At 48.4% G+C, this 23,592-nt stretch carries 14 protein-coding genes; 3 read left to right on the top strand and 11 right to left on the bottom strand.

All coding sequences use genetic code 11. From position 1 onward, the window contains the following. Window positions 1–76: 76 nt before the first annotated feature. The 11 genes from ASF66_RS22445 to ASF66_RS04335 all read right to left on the bottom strand — a co-directional run bounded on the left by ASF66_RS22445 (window position 77) and on the right by ASF66_RS04335 (window position 18,176). Window positions 77–964 (bottom strand): DUF6492 family protein, encoded by an 888-nt coding sequence (locus tag ASF66_RS22445; RefSeq protein ID WP_156463129.1) that lies wholly within the window; start codon window positions 962–964, stop codon window positions 77–79. Next, a complete protein-coding gene (locus ASF66_RS21925) occupies window positions 955–4,218 on the bottom strand; it encodes a glycosyltransferase (protein WP_082484435.1) in 3,264 nt (1,087 codons plus the stop codon). Before ASF66_RS21925 ends, ASF66_RS22445 begins: the two co-directional genes overlap by 10 nt. After that, window positions 4,215–5,069: a hypothetical protein gene (locus ASF66_RS04365; RefSeq protein ID WP_056842866.1), complete on the bottom strand. Its 855-nt coding sequence runs from the start codon at window positions 5,067–5,069 to the stop codon at window positions 4,215–4,217. The genes ASF66_RS21925 and ASF66_RS04365 overlap by 4 nt, the downstream gene beginning before the upstream one ends. 38 nt (window positions 5,070–5,107) lie before the next feature. After that, window positions 5,108–6,271 carry a nucleotide sugar dehydrogenase gene (locus ASF66_RS04360; RefSeq protein ID WP_056842865.1) on the bottom strand — a complete coding sequence of 388 codons (1,164 nt, stop codon included), beginning with the start codon at window positions 6,269–6,271 and terminating at the stop codon, window positions 5,108–5,110. Between the two features lie 21 nt (window positions 6,272–6,292). Next, window positions 6,293–8,512 (bottom strand): glycosyltransferase, encoded by a 2,220-nt coding sequence (locus tag ASF66_RS21920; protein WP_082484433.1) that lies wholly within the window; start codon window positions 8,510–8,512, stop codon window positions 6,293–6,295. 45 nt (window positions 8,513–8,557) lie between these two features. Continuing rightward, window positions 8,558–9,775 (bottom strand): glycosyltransferase family 2 protein, encoded by a 1,218-nt coding sequence (locus ASF66_RS21915; protein ID WP_082484431.1) that lies wholly within the window; start codon window positions 9,773–9,775, stop codon window positions 8,558–8,560. Window positions 9,776–9,887: 112 nt separating this feature from the next. Beyond that, window positions 9,888–10,949 carry a tetratricopeptide repeat protein gene (locus ASF66_RS22440; RefSeq protein ID WP_156463128.1) on the bottom strand — a complete coding sequence of 354 codons (1,062 nt, stop codon included), beginning with the start codon at window positions 10,947–10,949 and terminating at the stop codon, window positions 9,888–9,890. Window positions 10,950–11,020: 71 nt separating this feature from the next. Continuing rightward, window positions 11,021–13,381 carry a glycosyltransferase family 2 protein gene (locus ASF66_RS21910; protein ID WP_082484560.1) on the bottom strand — a complete coding sequence of 787 codons (2,361 nt, stop codon included), beginning with the start codon at window positions 13,379–13,381 and terminating at the stop codon, window positions 11,021–11,023. Beyond that, window positions 13,378–15,759, bottom strand: a complete 2,382-nt coding sequence (locus ASF66_RS04345; protein WP_056842862.1) for a glycosyltransferase — start codon at window positions 15,757–15,759, stop codon at window positions 13,378–13,380. Before ASF66_RS04345 ends, ASF66_RS21910 begins: the two co-directional genes overlap by 4 nt. A 144-nt stretch (window positions 15,760–15,903) precedes the next feature. Continuing rightward, complete coding sequence (locus ASF66_RS04340; protein WP_056842861.1) at window positions 15,904–17,340, bottom strand: DUF4214 domain-containing protein; 1,437 nt, start codon at window positions 17,338–17,340, stop codon at window positions 15,904–15,906. Window positions 17,341–17,357: 17 nt separating this feature from the next. Then, the gene (locus ASF66_RS04335) at window positions 17,358–18,176 is read right to left on the bottom strand and encodes a hypothetical protein (RefSeq protein ID WP_056843423.1); all 819 of its coding nucleotides are present in this window, start codon (window positions 18,174–18,176) and stop codon (window positions 17,358–17,360) included. Window positions 18,177–18,903: 727 nt separating this feature from the next. Here ASF66_RS04335 and ASF66_RS04330 point away from each other — a divergent pair. The 3 genes from ASF66_RS04330 to ASF66_RS04320 are packed head-to-tail and all read left to right on the top strand — an operon-like array spanning window position 18,904 to window position 23,481. Next, window positions 18,904–20,727: a type I secretion system permease/ATPase gene (locus tag ASF66_RS04330; RefSeq protein WP_056842860.1), complete on the top strand. Its 1,824-nt coding sequence runs from the start codon at window positions 18,904–18,906 to the stop codon at window positions 20,725–20,727. A gap of 13 nt (window positions 20,728–20,740) precedes the next feature. Then, the gene (locus ASF66_RS04325; RefSeq protein ID WP_056842859.1) at window positions 20,741–22,066 is read left to right on the top strand and encodes an HlyD family type I secretion periplasmic adaptor subunit; all 1,326 of its coding nucleotides are present in this window, start codon (window positions 20,741–20,743) and stop codon (window positions 22,064–22,066) included. A gap of 35 nt (window positions 22,067–22,101) precedes the next feature. Then, window positions 22,102–23,481 carry a TolC family outer membrane protein gene (locus ASF66_RS04320; RefSeq protein WP_442962741.1) on the top strand — a complete coding sequence of 460 codons (1,380 nt, stop codon included), beginning with the start codon at window positions 22,102–22,104 and terminating at the stop codon, window positions 23,479–23,481. The last annotated feature ends 111 nt before the right edge of the window (window positions 23,482–23,592 follow it).

Raw genomic sequence — 23,592 nt, 5'->3', positions numbered from 1 at the left:
GCATGATAAGTAAGCTTTAGTTGCTCATGGCGGGTTACGAACCAGCCATGAGTGGCACTTATGTGAAAATCAGTAGCTATTTTGTAAATTCTAGATAATAAGATGCTGGCAACGGAAGGCGTAATACCTTCCAGATGTTACTGATCATTTGCCTCTCATCAGCCGATAATTGGGGTAAGCGTTTTCGATGTAACCCAAATACATGGTACTCACCTGAGGCGACTGCAGATAGATACCTCTTAACTATTCCGCGATCCTGAGGCCATACAGTGTAAAGGGTTTCGCAAAGTCTTGGAGATGCATGGTAGTAATCGTCAATAGACCCGAGCTTCAATAAAAACGCGTAATAGAGAAAGAACTCACTTACTCCTTCCAGCGAAGGTGATGAAAATATATTCTGCTTATCATGTATTCTTGGATCAGTCCGTATGGCGTTAATCATTAACCGGACTAAACTAGGCTTCATTGTATATGGGGTGACCGTGGGCATTGTAAGCAGTTGAAAATTACTAACATGGAAAAAGGCGAGTGATTTATGAAGCCAAGGAAGCTGAGATGTCGGAGGATCACAAAAATAAGTTTTGGCTTTGTTACTTTGAAAAAAGTCATTGATCGTCGTGTGTTTCACGAAATGGTTCTTTGAATCTAATACTACGACCCATTTAGCGACAGAATCTGCCACAGAAAATAGCTTGAGATACTGTTGGTCTTTCCAACCATCCATGCCGGCCGTCAGATACTTTGACGACGATAGTATCTCAATTTTGCGCCGTAAAGCTACGGATATATACCTGTCGATGAAGGATGAGATAGTTTCGCGAATGTGCATTTCATTTTGATCATTTATGATGATCCTATACTTTGTTATTTGGGAGTGATCCAGCAATTGATCAATAGATAAAGCCTGTAGCTCAAATAATCTAAGATCACCATCGAATGTGATAGTATGAATTTCTACAGACATGAAAACTCCTCCAAGATCATCGCTGAATTAGTCGCTAAACCTAACGCTGTCTTAAGTTGATCGGCGACCTCAGTCCTATTAAAGCGAGTAAGCACATTGCGACGGGCCCGTTCACCATAACTCACTATTTCGGCAGGGTCAGCACAAAGAGAGTCTATAATATTCACCATTGCACCTACGTCTAAATACGGAACAAGAAAGCCCGTCACTGCATCGTCTATAAGCTCTGGAAATGCACCTTCGGCATATGCCAAAACAGCCCTTCGCGCTGCCATACCTTCCAAAATGGTTCGACCAAAGGTTTCTCTGCATCTTGACATATTGACAATAATATTTGCCATGCCTATGGCATCGAGTGGACTGTCAATATAATCTACTAAAGTCAAGTTATTCGGAATTGTTGTGTTTGAGCTTCGGAGCGCTAGAATAGCGTCAGTAGACGGTCCAACCATCAAGCACGAAATATTTGGGCGTATGCGCTCTAACCGCGACGCCAGTTCAACAAAATCGAAAATTCCTTTTTTCTCCAAGTTGCTACTAATAATTGCGACAGTGATTTTATTAACATCAACGATGTTAGGGATATCAAACTTTTCGAAATTAACAGTGTTGCTGACTATACTGGTTTTATTATAAGTAATCAAATTCTGTCTGGTATATTCTGAGTTGGCAACTAAATGAGATGAGAAACTAGAAAGTGTTTCATAAACTTCTCTTGCTGAGAGTCCAATAGCGGCGCATGCTTCATCCTGGTCGTCGAGTATCTCATGAACATGCACAAGGGTTGGAATCTTACATTGTCTCGCTGCAATTAAGGGCTCGCGCAGCATTACTGTATTCACATGTGCAACCTCTACTGAAAACTCTCTGATTAATTCCGTATACATATGAGTAGAATAGGCGTAGGGTTCAGGCGACTGGGTCCATAATGGTGTCGGAACTACAGCCACCATAAATGATCTTTCTGCTAAATCCCTGATATATTGCGGATTTGCGTACTCTGGTATAGTCACAAGCATATTCAGTCCTAGATCGCGATAGCTATCTAAGATATCGAGAAGGCATCTCTCTGCACCATATAGCTTGATGCCGGAAGCGTGGCCACACAAGATAACTGTTTTACGATCTTTATTGAGTTCCAATCGCCCTGAAATGCGGGGAGGGAAAGTACAAAGTTTTAATTTGATACCAAACTTCAGATAATGCAGTATCGCTGGGTGTCGATAAATTGATTCAGTCCGGTAAGTTAAATTGTAAAAATCCTCACTGAAAAAAGGCGAAAAACCTCTCCCTTCATGCATTCCATGATGAATATAGTGCTCGATCGGATCAATTTTGGAATTTCGGATGTCTGGATAGAGTGATAGATACCAATCAGCGTTAAAAAGTTGAGAGCTTCGGACAATTTGTCTGTCAAAATCTGAGATATTCTTGAAAATTTCTGGTTGAGCTTGATAGAAGCTTGTTGTATTAGTCGAAACTGATCGGGAATTAGCTTTTATTTTAGGTAACTTGTCTAAGCTGAAGGAAAATAACGACATTCCAAAAAGCAACAGGTGATGGCAGATAGCGCTGTCAGCGCAACTTAGTATGTCAAGGCTATCGTGTAGTGCTTCGTGTATAAAGAAATCAGCTATCGGCTCAACCCTTACAGAGGTGTAGTCAGGCCAGTGAAAGATAGCAATAGCTCGATTTTCATCTATTAGGCGGTGAATTATAGTTTGAAGTGCAGAAAAATATTTAGACGATAGGCTGAAATCAGAAAATATGACTATGTCATAATTATGCTTGATACTATTACTTAAGATAAAGGTTGGAGCGGGAAAGCTGCGTCTACTCTTGTGTCTGGTGAAACATTGAGCTTCTGACAGTTTTAATGTTGAGTGCCATACACGATAAATTTCGCGATATGTTTTTCGCACTCCAAAAAACTGTGTATGGGAGTGCGTGTCTGCCGCATTGGTTAAAGAGTTAGGGAGATCCTGGGCTACTACTAGTGGTAAATCGGGTAAAACATCAGCGATACAATCTAGACCATAAAGGTGGATTAAACGTTCATACATCTCACTATCGGCAGCCACTCGGACTTCATCCCAGCCTCCCAAATCTCTAACGACACTTGTTTTCAGAATCAAAGTAGAAACGCTAGCGTGGATGATCCGTTCACTCTTGCCGATATTTTTGAAACGAAAGGAATCATCAATGCGAACCCAACTCGACATCGTACCTACGAGTCGACTGTCTGCAATAAGCGCTTCAGTCAACAATTCGATCTTTTGCGGATGGGACCAGTCATCCGCGTCATGAGTCGCCAAAAAAGTACCTGTCGCTGCATACATACCAGTGTTCCGCGACGCATAAGCGCCTTTATTCTGGGTATGGCGGATCAAGAAAACTCTACTGTCAATCGTTATAAATTGCTCAACTAAGGCGCACGTACCGTCAGTACTAGCATCATCTACAACTATAATCTCGATGTTTAGCCATGATTGGTTCAATAAACTGTGAAGCGCAATTCCAATATGTTTCTCACAGTTATACGCCGGGACGACAATAGAAACCTTTTCAGGTTTCCTTACTGACGGAACTCTATGAGCCGCTAAATTTTCTAAGCTCAACGGGGCATCAGGTTTAATTTTCTTTAACTTAGTTAAATTAGCTCTAGAAAATATCTTATTTAAACCTGAGAGCCAAGTATCTTCGGAGTGGCGACGGCTTTGGTTAGCGTCAGCAAGTAAATTTGCTCGAGTAAGAAGTAAATCTCCTGTTATATTCTCATTAGTTAGAGTGTAATCAAGAAAGGAAATCATCTCTTGTGTACGGCCGAGTTTAGACAGCATCTCTGCTGCAAGTAGTTTGACGCGAACCAAGCTTATATAGGAAGGAAGTTCATCTCTACGTATAGTATAGACCAAGAATTCTATGGCAGAATGCCCGCCGCTCCAATCGTTATTAGATGCATACCACTTTGCCAAAACCCATGCAGCAGAAATTCGTTCATTTAATGAAGTTGTAAAATCTTGCATTAATCGAACAAGATCTTGATGCGCAAGTTTTGAAAATCCACCCCAAAGCTTTTCCTCTAAGCATATTGCTTTGAGTAAGCGAGGGTATCGACCCTCAACTCGGCCAAAATGTTCATAGTGGTATTCGGCAGAAAGCCCCGCATCAGCAACATCTGGGTATGCCTTAAGATACCATTCTCGATCCACTAGCTCAGAAGGGATTAGATTCGAGGATGACTCGTTACTCATGACATATTGTCTCTAATCGCAGTCTCAGCACGTTGTAGTGTACGCTGTGAAGAGGTCAGCACCCGAGAATATTCATCAAGTGTCGCATGACACTCTAATAATTCGTCCAGCGCATGATCTAGCTGAATTTGCAAAACCTTCAATTCGTGCTGAAGTTCATGTTGATTAGCAGATGCACTTTTGGTAATTAGTTGCATTTCGTTCTCAAGGTGAAATCTTAGTCTACGTTCTGAGATCACATCGCTTTCCATCTGCGCCAGGGTGAGCCGCATTGTCCGTGATTCTACAAGGAGTGCAGATAAGCGTTCTTCGTTCTTACAGTTGACGAGCAACCGAATAAAATAGTCCTCACTGAATATTACATCATTAGTTTTAATTACTTCCCGGGACGGGTAGCTAGCATTCTGCAAAGCCTCGAAGGTATCCCAATATCGAGGTGCAAGCTTTTTGAACATTGCAACGAGATGAGCTTGCGAATTAAATAGCTCGCCCCGGGCGTTATTTATTTGTTGGGGAGAGGTGAGCGCATGTTTGAAAGAGCGATAGGTCGTTATTTGAGCATCGACGATCAATAGACTGCCAGCGCTATGATGGAGAACATCCAGTACAGATTGCTGCCTGAGATGCCATTCGCGTAACGACACTAACTGCTCATCATGATTCGTAACAGCGTCTAATTCCCACGGGGCCTTATAAAGCCATACCCAAACATATTTCTCAGAAGACGCATCACGCTGTTGCATCCTAGATAGAAAATCCACTGGCGGCATTAGAGCAGGCATACATGTATCGCTGTCATCCCACCACTCTTTGAAAGAATTCTGATCAAGGCCGGAATAGTTATATATCATCGTTAGTGCCCTTTAGCAGTCTGCGTAATTACGAAGGATCAGTCTTCACCAAAAATATCGCGTGTGTAGACCTTTTCGCTAATATCGCGAATTTCCGCTCCCCATCTGTTGGCTACCACTATGTCAGACTGGCGTTTAAATTCTGCAAGATCGGTATAGACCTTGGAGTTGAAGAAAAATTGGTCTGACAAAACCGGTTCATAAACAATAACCTCGACACCCTTTGCTTTAAGTCGTTTCATCACGCCTTGAATAGATGAAGTTCGAAAATTATCTGAGCCATGTTTCATGATGAGCCGATAAATGCCTACAGTTTTTGGCTTCTTAGCTAATATCGACTCTGCGATGAAGTCTTTTCTCGTCGTGTTCGCATCAACAATAGCTTTTATCATATTGTTGGGAACGTCGCCGTAATTGGCGAGCAACTGTTTAGTGTCTTTGGGGAGGCAATATCCGCCGTAACCAAATGAAGGATTGTGATAATGATTGCCAATCCTTGGGTCCATACCTACGCCCATGATGATTTTGTGAGAGTCCAGTTCGTGGACTTCGGCGTATGTATCGAGCTCATTAAAATAGGCAATGCGCATCGCTAGAAAAGTGTTTGAAAACAGCTTAACTGCTTCTGCTTCTTTAGCCTGAGTAGTGAGTATTGGTACGTCTGTGCTGAGCGCACATGAAGCAAGAATTCGCGCAAATTTCTCGGCCTCAGCTTTTGGGCCGCCAACAATCACTCTTGAAGGATATAAATTGTCGTACAATGCCTTTCCTTCTCTTAAGAACTCAGGCGAAAAAAGTATTACACTCGAATAGATAGACTGCATACGGTCGGTAAAACCAACAGGCACTGTAGATTTAATAACGATCACAGAGCTAGGGCTGTAGCTCTGTACATCAGCTATCACATTTTCTACCGAAGATGTGTCAAAACGATTTGTGATTGGGTCGTAATTTGTAGGTGTAGCAATTATAACGTAGTCAGCATTATTATAGGCTGTTGACCTGTCAGTAGTAGCTACCAAATTTAGATCGAGAGACTTGAGATGCTCTTCAATCTCTGGGTCATCAATCGGCGCAATCCGGCTATTAATTTTATCGACCTTTTGCTGAAGAAGATCGAGCGCCGTCACCAGATGGTTTTTTGCGAGTAACACTGCATTTGATAGCCCGACATAACCCGTACCAACTACTGTAATGTACATAAACAATCCTATTCTATTAATTTATTGTGAGCGACAGCTTTCTGTGAAGATCATTTGAAAAGTGGGGTGTTTAGCGATCTCGTTCCATTCAAATTGGGCTTTGGAGTGATTATGATGTGATTTAAATAGTCTATCAAGGTCGCCTGCATAAAATGCGTTGGCTGCAAAATGAATAGCCTGCTCTATTTCTTGATCGGTCGCGCCCGAGATAGCGAAGCCATCGTCGACGAACTGCTGAAAAGCCGGCAATCGCGACGTAATTAAAGGTGTATTGTAGCTCACAGAAAGAAAAGCTAGTCCACTGGTCAAGCTTTTTTCGTAAGGCAGTAGACAAATATCCGAGGCAAGAAACACCTTTTCCAAATCGTCGTCACTAATATGGCCTCTTAAGTATTTAATTTCTGAATGGTTAGTGGCCGCTGTAGTAAGCAGTGTGTCTAAAGTAAGATCGTCAGGATATCCTGCGATTAATAATGTACAGCGTTGCATAAGGTTGAACTTGCCTTTTGTAAATATTTCAACAGCGCGTTCAACGCCCTTGTAAGCACGGATCCTGCCTGCAAGCAAAACGACAAATCGATTCCGCTCTATACCTAAAGCAGATTTGAGATTGTTTTTGAGACTGGGATTAAAGAAAACCTTCTTTTCGTAGAGCCCGTGAGGAATAATAGAGGTCTTGCCTACTGCCTTTTCAAATTTTTCTAACAAAGATTTTTCAGCGCGTTCGTCATGCACAAGAATATGATCACTTAGTTCGGTTATAGCATCCCTTACAGCAAGATGAACCAACTCATTGGTTTCTGTAGTCTCGTGCGGCATCAAATTGTGTGCGGTCCAGATTATTCTATAGCCAAGGACTTTTGCAAAATTAATGATATCAATAAATTTATAGCCTGATTCAATAGATGTCTGGTCATAAAAGGGGTGCAGCCAATGCAGATGTAAAATCCCATTTGATACATATTTTGTCAGCAAATACTCTTTCGAAATCTGCTGAGGGGAAAATCCGGTGGAAAAAGCATTATATTTATTGCGAAGACTTTTATATAAAAGTTTCTGATAGGGGTTGCTATTTGACCAATCAGGCCCATATATGACGTTGTTGGATTTCTCACGTTGCTTTGATACTAAACCGCCAATTTCATGTTGTAGCGTAGCTACCTGACTGATATATCCAAGTTTGTCCGCCAGTGCTATTACATTCATGCAAATCGAATTTTTAAGATACAAAGATATCTCTTCTCTAAATCGATCTGCATGGGATTCGTGAACGATTGATAAAGCGTAGTGAAAGCTTAAAACCTTTCTCAACTTTACGATATTTAGATAGTCACTATTGATTTCTCCAGTTTCCAGCCACGCATCTACCATTCCCCAGGCATCAAATTCGTACGATGGGAACGCCTGCTGTCTGACATTATAGGTGATCGATGAAGAATTAAGGCGTCGATAGTTGTAACCATAATTTCCTGTTGATACTGCAGATTTTTCACAAAAATAGTACGCTTTGGTTATGAATAGTAGCTCCTCCGATGCTGAAGTATGGGAAACTTGCAGACCTCTCTTTTCCAAAAACTCTTTTTTCCATAATTTATCCCAAAGCATAAAACTTTCGTGGAATCCGCGAAGCTCTGATGAATGCCCGAGATATGATTGTTTATAGTACCGTCTATTTGTCGTATCATTGAAATGGTTATTAAAACCACTTAAAAAGCATATATCTGCATCATTGGAAGCGGCCGTATTGTAAAGCTGTTCGAGCATATCTGGCTCTAGCCAATCGTCACTGTCCAAAAATAATATGTAGGGCGCACTGGCAAAAGTCATGCCAAGGTTCCTAGCTCTACCAGGAGAGCCACTTTGCTTGGACAGAGTAATAACGGCAATTCTGTCATCGTCATAAGACTGATTCATGACTTTTTCTAGGGAATCATCCGATGATGCATCATCAATGACAATGATTTGAAGTTTATTTAAGGTTTGATTACATACTGATGAAATGCACTGATCTATATATTTAGAGGTGTTGTAGCATGGAATAATCACACTTATTACGGCATCACGTGATTTAGAAGTGCGAAGAATATGGCCATCAATATTACTGTTTTGAGGTAGATTTCTTTTTTTGAGTTGTAAATTCAATGTTGACCGAATCTTTCCTCTTGTTCGCGAGTTAAAAGTGTCACAGATATTATGCAGCTTCAGCGACCCAAGGTCTTCTATATCACTTTGGTTCTTCATCTTGTGGACCTATCTCTGATCTGGGTTTGAGCACGGCATCGTAATTTACACATCAATGCTGTCGCGACCTAGCATGACTAGCAGTCTATTAAGACTTTTGAATTGCTCGTGTAAACCTTTCTTCTTTAGATGGGTCAGTGCTGATTTAAATGGTGCTTCTTTCAACTCAAGCTTGAGGTAATCCATAGCTTCGGAAGACATTTGAACTTTGCTCGAACTCAAGCAATAGCTGAGGCTCATCAATCGGCGTATCCATTGAATCAATACATACGCTTTAGGTATATTGTGTCGAACCATCCAGGCAAATGTTTCTGCGTAGGGTTTATCCTCCTCCCATATGTCGCCTTTCGATCGAAAAGCCTGAGTAACTGAGCCCTCGGAAAAAGCATTATAGTTATAACTAGCTTTATTTCTACACAACGAGATTGATTCTGCGTGATAGTATGTACGTGCCACCATAAGCGTGTCTGCACCAATTTTTGAGTCCGCGAGTCTGATTTTATGGCGCTCAATAAAATCTCGCTTATAAAGCTTGTCCCAAATGACGAAACTATTTATAAAAAAATAATCTTTAGCGCCATCGCTTACAAAGCTATTCTGGAAAGCATAATTAATTTTTACCTGTGTGGTTTGGCCGACTTGATCTGTTGAAATCTTATTGAATGAGCTAGAAAATATGACGTCTGCATTACTTTTATATGCTTGCTGCAGAAGCTCTTCGAAGTATTCTTCGTCAATTGAGTCATCAGAGTCTACGAATGCAACATATCGACCACGAGCATGATCTAGTGCAATATTTCTTGGCGTCCCTGAGTTCCCACTTGCATAGTCTCGATTGATTTTCACCAGCCGAGAGTCTTTTATGTTATCAACTATTTCACGACTTCTATCCGTAGAGCCGTCGTCTACAGCTATGATTTCTAGATCGACGACAGTCTGGTTCAATACTGACTGAATGCAGTTTTCTATAGCTAGTTCCCTATTATGATATGGGATCACTACTGAGATGGTAGGGATATGCTCAACGGCTGCACTCAAGCGAGCATCCTCGAGTTTATGCCTAAGTAGCGAAAGGATTGAAGAGTTTGGTGCCATCATGCTATCGAGTGACGTTAATATCTCATCCCCGATACCGAAGGTTCCTGCACTAATGTTCGTCAGACAGGCAGCTATGGAAACAGATTTCGAACCTGTTTTATTTGCTCTGACATATGACTCAAAGGCATCTTGCGGAAGCACTCTAGTTGACTCGTACTTAGGCATTGGTATGCACCCATGTCTCTTGCATTGTTCGTGATTTTTCTAGGGTTTTGATACTGGGTCCAGTGCGCGCTGACTACGAATGGAGTTGACAGTATCCACCCCTGGATAATAATTATTTCTTTACGAGCTTTTTTTTTGATTCTGATTTAGCAGCTCGTTTGGAAAACAACTCAAATGCATCTAACGCACCTGATAACCGTTCGATGATTTCATGGATCTGTTTGATATCAACCTCTCCAGCTTTGTTCCAGAGGGCCTTGGTGTCTTTAGCCCTAGCACTTGTTGTTTTTTCATATGTTGTTTTTTTATTAGTGGATGAGGAATAGCCTGTGTACGGAACTAGTAGATCTGAGATGCACGTTAGTGCAGCTAGTTGCGGATACATTTTATTTTGCAAATTGGCAAGTCGCGATTGCACAAGCTTATCATCGGGCGCTATTGCGTGTGCTATTTCGTAGGCATCCTTAGCCTTAGTGAAATCAGCAAGAATTTCATAACACCTTGCTAGACCTAAGTGTGCAAAAACAAATGTAAGATCTTCCTCTATAGCATCAAGATAATGTCGTATAGCTTGTTTGAAGTCTTCTTCCAATACACTTACTTCAGCCTTTTTGCACATTAAAAGCGCTGATTTGGATGTCGCTTTAATTAGCGAAGTCCAAGCATGTTTTGATTCGGCTAAGCTCTCAGTTTCTTGCAATAGTGACGCCAGCGCATAGACCTGAAGCAATGCATCTTTTTTTGCGGCGCTCACGTGGATCTGATTGCGTGTGAGCTCTTGTTGAAAAATCTCGACTCCCTGTAATCTGTTTATGAAGCTAAACTCACTTTTATCGCTTACGGGACCGAATGTTCTTGGGCTCCCTGTGAGTACATAGCCATTACGTCCAGCGCACACTGTCAAATTGTGCGTATTGCCATCATTGAGTTCATACGAGAGTGCGATTTTGAAAGAGTACCTACCGTCACCTAACTGTGCTTCTAACAAGTCTTGACGAAATTCATCAGCCACACCCCGGCCTACTAAAAAATCTCCCGAATATATTTCGACTACAGGTCGGTCTGTGAGATTTTCTTTATCATATGCCCAGCCGTATGCGTATCCATCCTCAACGTAGTCGAAATAACCGATAGAGCGAGGACCTGTGATTTCACGGGTTGTTTGTTCATTCATATTCTTGTCAGCTATGTTAGGTCATGTCGCGCGACAGTTCGCGACTGAGCGTTTTTAAGAATTAATTTCCGTCAAGCACATCTTGGTACGATCTGTGCAGGCTGTATTTTCAAGCCTCCGTATGGGCCGCTAACGTAGTCACTGCTGAGCGCAGGGTGATAATAAGGATCATCCTCCAAAACATGAGACCATCGTTGCATAAACTGATGTTGCTCACGCTGAGATCTTGCTCGTTTTTCTGGTGTTAGATCTTTGCCACGGCTAGCCGATTCTGCATGTGTAAGCTTTGCGAAGGGTGTCCATACGATGTTCAAACCGATTTCAGCTACCCGCAAACATAGATCAATATCATTAAACGCAACTGGAAAATTAACCTCGTCGAATCCAGCTACATCTTCATATGTGGATTTCTGAAAAAGCATACAAGCAGCTGTGACTGCGCTTTGTTTACGGGTTATTAGATTTGTGGCCAGATAACCTGCGTCGCAATCATTTAACGTATTTCCTACATGCGCGGCAAGGTTGTTTATGCCTATCACCACTCCGCCGTGCTGTACCATATTGTTTGGCCACAATAGTTTGGCGCCGACTATTCCTACTCTCGGGCGAAGTAGTTCGCTTACCATTTCTTTTAACCAGTTCTTATCAAGGATCTCTATGTCGTTATTGATTAGGCCTATTATCTGTCCACTAGATTCTCTTACAGCGAAATTATTTATAGCGGAATAGTTAAATGGGAAAGGATATCTAAGGACTGATATCCCTCTTTTAGATAGAGAGTTGAGATAATCCAGCGCTTCCGCCTCGCTAGAGTTGTTGTCGATAACTATTATCTCTATGTTTGGATAATCCGTGATATTAATAATGCCTTCAACACAGGTTCTTAGTAATTCTATTTTATCTCGCGTAGGTATTATTAAGCTCACTTTAGGCAAATCATTTGGTAGTGGCCATTTGACTCGAAGCAACGCCGGATAGCTAGATAGTTCTTGTACATAGGACCCGCTGGCGAGGCTCGCGCAAAGCCATCTAATGGCTTGGCATCGGGATTCAGAGAATTCTCCCTGCTCAGGGCTCTCGATACTGTGATAGGCTCTGTGGTAGAGGATTTGCGGGAGATGGAATACTCTGCAGGACGCGTTTTCCGTTGCTAGAGCAATTGCTGCGATTACAGAATGCCAGTCACAGTTTTCTGTATCAGTATTGGCATTGGCATCAATTAACTTAAGTGCGCTCAGAATAATGTCACGACTAAATATTGATCCTGGGGTGACTACGTCAGCGCCGATAAAGAGATTGATATCCCATGATGGTTTAAACCAAGGATATTCCCGTCGGCCATCTACACTGTCACGATCGCAGTCCGAATATCCCCATGCATATCCGTAAGCTAGTACCTCGTTAAGATAGTTTAGAGCCTGTGGTGCGAGGTAATCACCTGATGCTATGGGCACGATGCTGTCACACCCTTCTGCAAGCAGTTTCTTGAGCGCAGGTAAAATGTTCGTTTGCGCTGATTGTACAATCACAGCAGATAGTGGCGGCTTAGCCGTTATTGACCGTATGCTCCTGGCGTCAGATTTTTCGTCACCACAAGTAAACAACAAAATTCCGGTTTTTATATTTTCACTAAGTGATGTACACCGTACATCGCGCTGAAATATATCAAACCATTTGTCATAAGATCCAAACCCTACGCTTTTCGGTAGGCGTTGAGACTGTTCTCTCGCCATTTTAGACAGCAAATTAAGCGTCGATTCATCTTTACTGATCGCATATTCTTTTATTAGGGCCTCTAGTCCTTCAGGTACGCAACATATCGTAATAGGACTGCCAGGAATCGTCTTTCCGTCGTCACTCAAGACGTCTAAGATATGTACCGTGCCGTCTGCAAGCTCCCAAGGCAAATCAAGTCTGAATCCACGAGCAAATGTGTCGCGGTGAGTTATTGCTGGATGATTCAAGTCGCATGGGACTCGCGCTAGCTCCTTGCTCCCCTGCATAACTTGAATCTCAATCTGCCGATTAGGATCCCGCGGGTCCGAGGCCCAACCGTTTATTTGTAGCCCACCAGAATGCCAAACCTGAGCTGAGACATGAAGTGCAGAACCACTCGATGCTGATGGTAGTTGGATCGTACCTTTTAACCAATATGCATAATTAGCGACTTTCGCACCGATGACCTTGGCTTTGACCAGTAAATCAGACGGAATCTTGATTGTAAATCCGTGAAACTGAATACGGCTATCGTTTTCAGTTTGAAACTGATTCGCCAGTACGAAATCTACTGTTACTCCATCTACCAGGATTTCTATCACTACACTTGCATCATGGCACTCATTGTCAGTCACCCAACCGTGTAGTACATCTCCATACAAGCCTGCAATAATGCCTTCGAAGCGTTTCTCAATCGCCAAGGGTAAGTTGCTCATGGTTGTGTCGGGCGCCAATGCAAGCTCCTTTCAATAGAATTTATATCAATAGTCGCTGACGCTGATTGCGACTGTCCCTGCGAGGTTCCATGATCTAGATACAGAGTTAGACAATTTTTGTACGCTGCTTTGTACAGCGGCCAATCTATGTCTTGAGTTCCACTTGAACTGACTCCTGCTTGTACGCCTGCCAACATCAAAGTATCTTCTAGATTTAATCCTGGGAGAACGGGTAGGTTATTTGCGCCACCAGTCGCTCTCAATGTGTTGATCTCCTCTGCTGAAACATATGTGAGGAGGCTTGAACTGGATCCGCTTTGTCGTGTAGCGCGAGCTAATTTAGCCCATCTGTCAATTCTAGTTGAGTTGTTCAACTTATCTATGATTAGGGTCCGACCTGAAGGTTTCAACATCGTATCTGTAGGTGCTAGTAAACCACCAGATATCTGCGCTGGCTCCAAATTATCCTCTATAATGCTTCGAGGAATTCTTAGGGATTTGATAGTCGCTAATAGAAAATCAGGACACTCATTCCACCGGGAGGATGTCAGATCATTAATTACCCCATGATCCCGAAGATAGCTCAAATCTGTTTCAAAGAATTCCATTTGTGCCGGCAGCGTATAACAAATCTCTAATTTTAGCGGCTCCAGAGGCATGTGTAGCGTAACTATTGCGCCGGTATGATTTTGATGCCACGTGAGACATAGCGGCAGGAGAGGTTCGCCACTAGGTTGTAGATGGATGGTGAGCATTTCAGCGGCGTTGTTGAGTTTTGTTTTTTTGCAGAAATCGATAAGCCTACATCTTTGCAATCTATTCCTAGCGGGAAGCAGTGGGTCTCGCTCGCAGTAAGCAGCATAACTCCTTTCAGCCTTTGGGTAGCGACTGCGCAGTATCGCGTTGTTATACGCCACTCGTAGGAGCTTTTCTTCGCGGAATGAAATTCCGCCTTTGTGTGCCACGAAGGTACTGGTATCCCCCATATGGCGCCATCCGTTCTCTCGAGCCCTCAAGCACCAATCAGTTTCTTCACCATACCCTCGACTAAGGTGCTTCTCATCTAGATAGCCTACGGTGTTAAGCGCCATACGTTTCACATACATACAGAATCCGCAGCCGGTTTCCAGTTCGATCCCAATATTCTTTGATTTCGCGGCTAAGCTATCTATGTATGCTGATTCCTCTGCGGTGGGCATTGGTGAGTCGCATCGGCTGATCGGAAAGCTCATCAGTTCGCCGTTATTGGTAAACGGGGTCACTGAAGCAATATCGTCGGCGCTATAAGCGGTATCGCGCAGTCGATCAAGCCAGTTGCCATGCACGCGGGTATCGGCGTTCAACCAGACGACGTCCTGGCGAGGGCTCAGCGCCATGGCGCGGTTCATGGTGCGTATGAAGCCCAGGTTCGCCGGCTGTTGTATTAGCGTGATCTTGCCCTTGCTCGCCAATACCTTGAGCGCCTTGCCCAATGCGGGTACGGGCGTTGCGTCGTCAACTACGACGAGTCTGTGGGGCGTGCGGTTGAGTTTGCGCGCAGCGATGGCGCTGTTGATGCACTCGAGCGTTTCCTCGAGGCCATCGTAGACCGGTATCAGAACGTCGACCGGTTGGTGCTTGCCGACATCGGGAAGCGGTGGGGGAGGCACGAACGTAGGCATGGCTGACACCGGGCTGCCTAGAAGTGGCAAGCCTGTAGCGAACCTGACGGTGACTGCCAATGTGGGATTTGGCACTTTGATACGGATACCGCCATGAGTAGCGGGCAGGCCAGCGGCTGTGAGCAAGGGATGGGCCACGTTGGCCACCACAGACAGGGTGTTAGCGTTGGCTTCAAGCACTAGCGCGGCCGGTGCGTGTACATTGCGCAAGTCTACGGCCCAGCCTTGAATCTCCTTTTCTTCGGGCAGATAGCGCACTACGCCGACCGTGCTTGGCGCGTCGGTTTGTGCAGCGAGTATCTTGAGTACGAAATTCAGCTCGCTGGGGGCTGTGATATGCGGCAAGTGGGCCAGAATCATGCGGCGAAGTTCAGCAGGACTGGCCGACTGACTACGTGCCTGCCAAAGGATCATGCGCAGTGATGGATCATTGGGCAGTTTTTGCCACACGGCAGACAAGTAGCGGGTGGCCAGCTCAGGCTGACCTTGCGCGAGAATGCTCCGTCCCAGCAATGCATGCACGTCAGCACGATCGGGCAGGGCGTGAGCGGCGTTGCTTAAATAAATAAAGGCCAGCTTGGGGTCATTGGGCAGCGCGTCGATACCTTTCCAGATCAGTGCCTCTGGACGGTACTCAGGCGTCTGCAGCGCAAGCTCGAGCATCGCATTGGCAAGTTCTTGCTCTTGCGCTTCGCGATGACGATGAAAGATGTCCATGAGCGTTTCTCGCCCACGGTCGAGGTTTGGGGACATGGCTGGCGTGTTCACTAAAAATAAAAGAAGGGCGACCCGAAAGTCGCCCCTTTTTCGAATATCGCCCGCCTTACGGCGGGCGACATTCAGCTTGCTACGACTGGTGGGTTAGACCTGGCCGTGGATCACGATGACGTTGTCGATCGTGGTTGCAGCTTCTTCGGAGCCAACGATGCCAACGGCAACATCAGCCAGCGAATGACCCTGAGCGATGTACTCGACCCAGTTCGCTTTGCCGGCAGCGTCTGCTTCGCGGCCCAACGAGTTGCTGTACAGGCTGTCGATGAAGTCACTATTGGCTTTGCTCAATGCTTCGCCAGAGTTCAGGATGTCCTGAGCAACTTCGGCACGGCTGGCGCCATTGACCAGCGCGCTTACCCAGTTGTTCAGGCCACCTTCTTCGACATCGCGACCCAGTACCGAATCGTACAAACCGTCGACGAACTGAGCGTTGCTCTGGTCCAGGGTGATCGCTTCCTGAGAAGTAGCGATGCCCGAGATCACATCCAGACGGCTACCACCTGCAGACAGCACGTTCAGCCAGTTCTGCACACCGTCTTCATCAGCGGTTGTACGGCTGAGCAGGTTCTCGTACAAGCTGTTTACAAAGTCCTCGTTGGAGGTGGCTTTGTATTCGCCCGAATCCAGGAACTGTTGAGCGATATCGGTGATCGACACGCCTTGTTCAGCCTGACCAGCCCAAGCCTGAGCTCCGCTGACGTCTGCATCGCGGCCCAGAACACCTTGGAACAGACGCAGTGCGGAAGCTTCGACTTCAGTATCAACCAGAACAACGGATTCGTTGTTGTCGAAGGACAGGAACTCAGCGTTGCTGATCGACGCCACTTGGGTGCCGGTCAGGTTGACGTTGAAGTTATTGCCGTCGGTGAACTCATAGCCCGAGCGCGAGCCTTGCAGGTGAACGATGTCGTAGCCATCGCCTGCGTCGACCACGTCAGCGGTACCCGCCAGGAAGATTTCGTCGTTGCCTGCGCCCGAAAGGATGACGTTGTTACCAGCGCCACCGTAGATGGTGTCGTTGCCAGCAGCAGTCACGATCACGTCGTTGCCGTCACGGCCGTCGACGTAGACGTTCTGGTCGCCTTTGAAGATCAGGGTGTCGTCGCCGTTACCCGAGGTAACGATCAGATCTGGATTGCTGTCGGTTACAGCAGTAACCGCCGCATCTTCGGCAACTGCGGAAGCTGCGAAAGCAGCAGGGGCTGCCTGGGTGTTGAAAGTAGCGGCCAAGTTGGCTTCGCTTTCAAACACGAATGCTTGAGCGGACGACAGTTCAGCAGGAATTTCCAGTACAACGGTGTCACCAGCAGCGCCGGCGATTTCAGCCGTAACCAGCTGAGGAGTAGTGCCTTCTGGCGAAACAGGAGCGGCAACGCCGTCCCACGAAGCAACACTTACGGTTTCAGCGGTGTCCAGTGCCAGCAGGGTGCTGATGGCAGCGGCGGTGGTGGAGGACAACAGGGTAGGGTTGTTGGCCAGCGAGCCTTTGAGTTCGGACGCGGAGTAAGGCTGATCGTATTGCATGTGTAATTCCTGTTACTTCAGGCCATCTGGCCTGTGCTGCTAGTTTTCTGCTTCAGTGCAGAGTTTTCCCACGGAGACTTATAGCGGGGGGCGTTCGTCTTCGTGACGGGATCTATTGAGAGATGCAGCGCCACCAGAGGCTCGGTGCCTGTGGGGCCATACATCATCTGATTAGGCACAACGTATTGCGGCGATGAGCCGGAGAACACGATGTGGCCGGAGAGTTCGTAGAGGCTGCGGTTCGGCCCCACCAGGCTGAAGCCTGCGGAAATAAGAGGAGAGGCCTTACCACGTGTGCCGCTAAATGTCCCGGCGGCCACGTTGGGGCTGGGGCCTGATCCAGCGACGGTGGAGGTGTAGACGAGGTCGACGCCTTCGGGCTTGTTTTCCCAGATGACGCAGAAACCTTCCAAGCGTTTGGTGCCGTCATGTTCGCCAACCCAGCCTTGGGTGGACTCCACGTCGCCGGCACCTTGCAGGTGAGCGATCAGGCGCAGGGTCGCGGGCGCTGCTTGCGCGGATAACGCCGGGGTGGGTTCAGGCGTCGCGACGACGGCAAAATTACGCATGATCGCGGGAGACGTATCGATACGGTCGATGCGCAGGTCGACTGGGTCGATCTCAGCGTCGAACATGTGATATTCGGTGATCAGGACAGTGGCGATACCACTTTTGACGCGGGCAACGATGGTATCGCCCAGATGGGTAAGCATGTTTTTGCTTACGCCCTCGGCGGGGAAGAAATCAATGGACCCTTTACCCAGAGGCGCCTGTTGTAGCGAGATGCAAACAGGCTTGTCCGCTGGCGGCTGAGACGCATACCGGAAGATATACATTCCGGGCTCGAGCAGGGTGACCCGCGAGCTGATTTTCAAGCCATCAAGTGCTTGCGAAGGCAGTGACATGAATTTCCATTTCCTGTTGGCTTGAACACACGTGCCATCTAAAAACGGCAAACCTGTAACAAATGACCCGGCCAATGCTGGCGTTCCTTCGGTGGAGAATGATTGAGCTAGAAGGGGGGGGATGTCAATCCTCGGATGTAAAATTTCTTACACGCGGTCTGAGTATCAACTAGCTGGTGCACTCCTATTCATTTCATTGCGCCATGTTGCAGTGACAGCAATTTTTTTCCCAAGAATATGAATCTAATAGGGTAAACTTTGAAAAAACCTTGAAAATCATAGAGTTGGGAACTCTGAGCGAGCCGATTTATTTGATGACAAATTTTAGTCGGATGAGTAATGGCTCTAAGCCATCGCCTCTAACACCGTTTGGTTTGCGGTTGGATCGCCTCGTTGCCTCCATGTCAACCCAACGTCATCGAGTTTGCACAGGAATCCTTTCCCTGGGCGTGCTGAACCCGATGGATTCCTCAAGTTCACCCGCTTGCTGAATAAATTATTAGGAAAATTCCTGTACTCCCACGCGACTCCTTTCCCTATTATTCCGGGAGCCTTGGTTCTAAGGGGCTGACGTTCAGCTATATAAGGAACGTCCCCTCCAGCGTTGTGCGAGTGGTACACTGCGCGCCGTTTTCGCCTTTTTTCAAGTACGGATACTATGAGTCGTTTACCGGAAAATAACTTGCAGACCGCCCTCAAGGCCTGCAAAAGCAGCTTCATTTCTGTCGGTGTGTTCAGCTTTTTCGTCAATGCGCTGATGCTGGTTCCGACCTTCTACATGATCCAGATTTCAGGTCGGGTCGTGCCATCGAGCAGCAGCTCGACGCTGATCATGCTGACGCTGATCCTTACGTTCCTGATGATCACTCTCGGGTCACTCGAATGGGTGCGCTCGCGGATGATGGTGCGCATCAGCAATCGCCTGGATGTGCTGCTCAGTCGAGACGTCTACCGTGCCAGCTTCAAGCGTGCGCTCAACAGTGGCGGCATGGATGCGACGGCTCAGTCGCTCAACGACCTCACGGCCTTGCGCCAATTCATGACCGGCCCTGGCCTTTTCGCCTTCTTCGACGCGCCATGGTTCCCGATCTACACCGCCGTCATGTTCCTTTTCCATCCGTGGTTCGGCTGGATGACGGTGGCGTGCGGCGTCGTGCTGGTCGTGCTGGCGTTCCTCAATCACCGCTTCACCACCCAGGCTTTGGCCGATGCCAACCAGCAGAGTGTCAAATCCAACGTAGCCACCACCAAGAATCTGCGCAACGCCGAAGTCATCGAGTCCATGGGCATGCTCGAAACGCTGATGAATCGCTGGGCGGTACGTCAGCGGCGCATTCTGCTGTTGCAGTCCAATGCCAGCGACAAGGGCGGCGCGGTCACGTCCATTTCCAAGACGTTTCGTATGTGGTCGCAGTCGATCATGCTGGCGATGGGTGCTTACCTGGTGATCATTCACGAGATCAACCCAGGGCTGCTGATGGCAGGTTCCATTCTGCTCGGACGCGCGCTGGCGCCTATCGACCAGATGATCGGAAGCTGGAAGGGTTTTGTCGCTGCCAAGGTCCAATACGCTCGTCTGAACGAGGTGCTGGACAAGCTCAATGCCGAGCCGGAACGCATGGCCTTGCCTGCCCCGCAAGGCCATATTCAGGTCGAGAATCTGGTGGTAGCCCCGCCTGGCGCCAAAGCGCCGGTCATCCGCAATATCAGCTTTGTAGCACCGGCTGGGTCCATCGTCGGCATCGTCGGCCCGAGTGCTGCAGGCAAGTCGACGCTGGTGCGAGCCTTGATGGGCATCTGGCCTCCACAGCACGGCGTCGTGCGCCTCGATGGAGCCGACATCAGTACCTGGGACAAGCATGAGCTAGGGCCCTATGTCGGCTACCTGCCGCAGGACATAGAGCTCTTCGAAGGCACCATCAGCGACAACATCGCGCGATTCGAAAAGGTCGATGCCGAGAAGGTCGTCCTTGCCGCGCAAATCGCCGGAGTGCACGAGATGATCTTGATGCTGCCCGACGGTTACGACACTCTTATCGGCAGCGAGGGCGTGAACCTGTCCGGTGGTCAGCGTCAGCGGATAGGGCTGGCGCGTGCTCTGTATGGCACCCCCAAGCTGATCGTACTCGACGAGCCAAACTCGAACCTCGACGAAGTGGGCGAGCGAGCGTTGGGTGTGGCCCTGCAGAAGGTCAAGGAAAACGGCTCGACGGTCTTCATCGTGTCACACCGTCCGAACATTCTGTCTCGTCTTGACCACATCCTGGTGATGTCGGCCGGTACCATTTCGATGTACGGCCCGCGCGACAAGGTGATTGCCGAGTTGGCAGCGCAACAGAACAAGGCTCAGCCGCGTGTAGCTCAGCCAGCGCCCGGTGCGCCCGCAGCCCCAGGTGCACCCGTTGCACCGACTCCACCCGCTGCGCCCGCCACACCGAAGCCGCCTGCCGGCCCGACCAATACCCAATCGACCGGCGTGTGAAAGGATTTCATCGATGACCAGCAAAGCCATTACCACGTTCGACCACAACTTCGATGACATGCCCATCTCTGATCGCGGCATCCGCCGCATCGGCTTCACCATCATCTTCGTCACTTTTGGAATATTTGGCACTTGGGCGGCCGTGGCGCCTTTGAGCAATGCCGTGCACGGCAGCGGTATCGTTACCGTGCAGAGCTACCGCAAGACCGTTCAGCATCTGGAAGGCGGTATCATCAAGGAGCTCAATGCCCGTGACGGCGACATGGTCAAGCAGGGTGACCCGTTGATCGTCCTGGATGAAGCGCAGCTGAGTGCTGAATACGAGTCCACGCGCAACCAGTTGATCGTGGCGCGCTACAAGGAAGCCCGCCTGCGCGCCGAACGAGACGGCCTGCAATCGGTGCCGCCCGTACAGATGACCGGGACCGATTCGGACCGGGCTATGGAGGCACTGGCCGGTGAGCAGCAAGTGTTCAAGGCTCGCCACGATTCGCGTTTGAGCGAAATATCCGTGCAGCGCGAGCGCATCAGTCAGCTCAAGCAGCAAATCATTGGCCTGCAGGGTATGATCAAGACCAAGCAAAACCTCGAGAAGTCCTACAGTGGCGAGATCGTGCAGCTCAAAGATCTGCTGTCTCAGGGCTTTGTCGACAACCAGCGTTTGCTCGAGTCGGAGCGCAAGCTCGACATGCTCAAGACTGAAGTGGCCGACCATCAGTCGACCATCGTCAAGACCCAGTTGCAGATCAGCGAAACCGAGCTGTCCATCGTCCAGCTGAACAAGAAGTTCAGCTCCGATGTGGCCAACGAGCTGTCCGATGTGCAGGCTCAGGTGTTCGATCTTCAGGAGAAGGAGGCAGCCCTTAACGACCGCCTGTCGCGCGTGGTGATTCGCGCTCCCGAGAGCGGCATGGTGCTGGACATGAAGGTGCACACCGTGGGTGGGGTTGTCAGCGCCGCCACGCCATTGCTGGACATCGTGCCGGCGGCGGCCGAGCTGATCGTCGAGGCACACGTCGCTCCGGCTGATATCGACCGGCTTGAGTTGGGCAAGCGCGCGGACATTCGCTTCAGCGCGTTCAACAACGCCACCACACCGGTAATCGAAGGCGAAGTCACGCGAATTTCTGCGGATGCCTTGAAAGACGAACGCTCCGGCGATGCCTATTACCTGGTGCGGGTGAAAGTGTCCGATGACGGCATGAAGAAGCTAGGTGATCGAAAGCTCCAGCCTGGTATGCCTGCCGAAGTACTGATCAACGCCGGTGACCGGACGATGCTTGAATACCTGCTCAAGCCGGCACGCAACATGTTCGCCAAGTCGATGATCGAGGAATGACAGTGCTGCGTTTGCTACCTGGTGTGATGTTGAGCATGTTCGTTTTGCAAGCAGTGGGGGCGGAAACGGTGGTGCCCAAGGATTTGCCACCCAAACCGCCCGTGTCGGCGTTGACCTACGCGCTCGACCTGGCTGGACTGTATCGCGAGGCGCGCCTGGAAGATCCACGGGTACTGGCGGCCTATGCTCGGGCTCGTGCTGCCTCTGAACAACAGCGCGAGGCGCTTGGTGGCTTGCTGCCGCAGCTGTCGGCGCAGAGCAACGTCAACCGGATTCTGCGCAAGGACGACGCCGCGCGGGAAATCTATGACAACAAAAGCTATTCCCTGAGCCTGACCCAGTACCTGTACAACAAGACCGCCTGGGAAGGTTGGCAGAAGGCCAAAAGTGTAACGGCGCAGAAAGGTGCCCAGGCTGAAGATTCCCACGCCGAAGCTACTGTGGATTTGGCAAAGCGCTATTTCGTTGCCTTGGCTGCGGATGACGAGCTGGAACTTGTGCAAGCTGAGCGCCGGGCGACGCAGAAGAACCTTGATCGGGTGAACATGCTGTATGAACGGCAGATGGCCAAGATCACTGATCAGCTGGATCTGAAGGCGCGGGTCGATGCATTGGCAGCGCAGGAAGTGGATGCGCGTAATCAAGTGCAGGTGAGTCGCGAAGCGCTGTCGGAGATTGTCGGGCGACGCATTGATGAGCGTTTGAGCCGGGTGCGTAACGACGTGGCATTGCAGGCGCCGGTCGCGCCCTTAGCCAACTTCGTGTCCCAGGCAATGGAGGCCAACCCGTTGCTCAAGGCCTACCAAAGTGGTGCCGAAGCTGCTGATGCTGCGGTGCGTGAAGGGAAGGGTGGGCACTATCCGCAATTGAGCGTGAGTCTCAGTGCGCAGCAGAGCGACGTGGGTTACGACAATACCTTGACTCCCCGCAGCGACAGCTATGTTGCGACACTGGGTGTAAAGGTTCCCATCTATAGCGGTGGGTCTACCTCTGCCCGAGTGCGGGGTCTCTATGACGATCAACTGGCCGCAGAGCAGGAGCTCGAAGGTGTGCGTCGACAGGTGGTGAAGGAAACCACCACGGCCTACCTCACCGCTCAGGCCAGCGTGGAAAAGATCCGCGCCAACAAAAACGCCTTGTCTTCGGCTCAGCAGTCCAGCGTTGCAGCTCAGAAAGCCTTTGCCTATGGCGTGGTTAATGCGGTGGACGTTTTGACCAGCGTGCAGAATGAGTTCAAAGCGCGCAGGGATTTGCTCAAATCCCAGTATGACTTCATTACCAACCTTTTCATGTTGAATCGTTGGAGCGGGCAGTTGAACCAAGAGAGTGTCGACAGTGTCAACGTCTGGCTCAGCCCAGAGCCCGAGCAAGGCCTGCCCGGTGGCGACGTTGCCAAGGTGAAAACCAAATCCTGATCCATCCCCTGTAGCATCGGCTTGCGTAGTGTGTCAGTTGGAACACTGCGCACCCGGACGGGTTCGCAGGGCCCCGGTAGCAGCCGCGCGAGCCGCGTCGGCGGCTTCCGC

Source organism: Pseudomonas sp. Leaf129 (assembly GCF_001423465.1).
In the GTDB taxonomy this organism is placed as follows: domain Bacteria; phylum Pseudomonadota; class Gammaproteobacteria; order Pseudomonadales; family Pseudomonadaceae; genus Aquipseudomonas; species Aquipseudomonas coleopterorum.
Note: the sequence above shows the minus strand (reverse complement) of the source record. Positions and strands in the feature narration are given on the sequence as shown.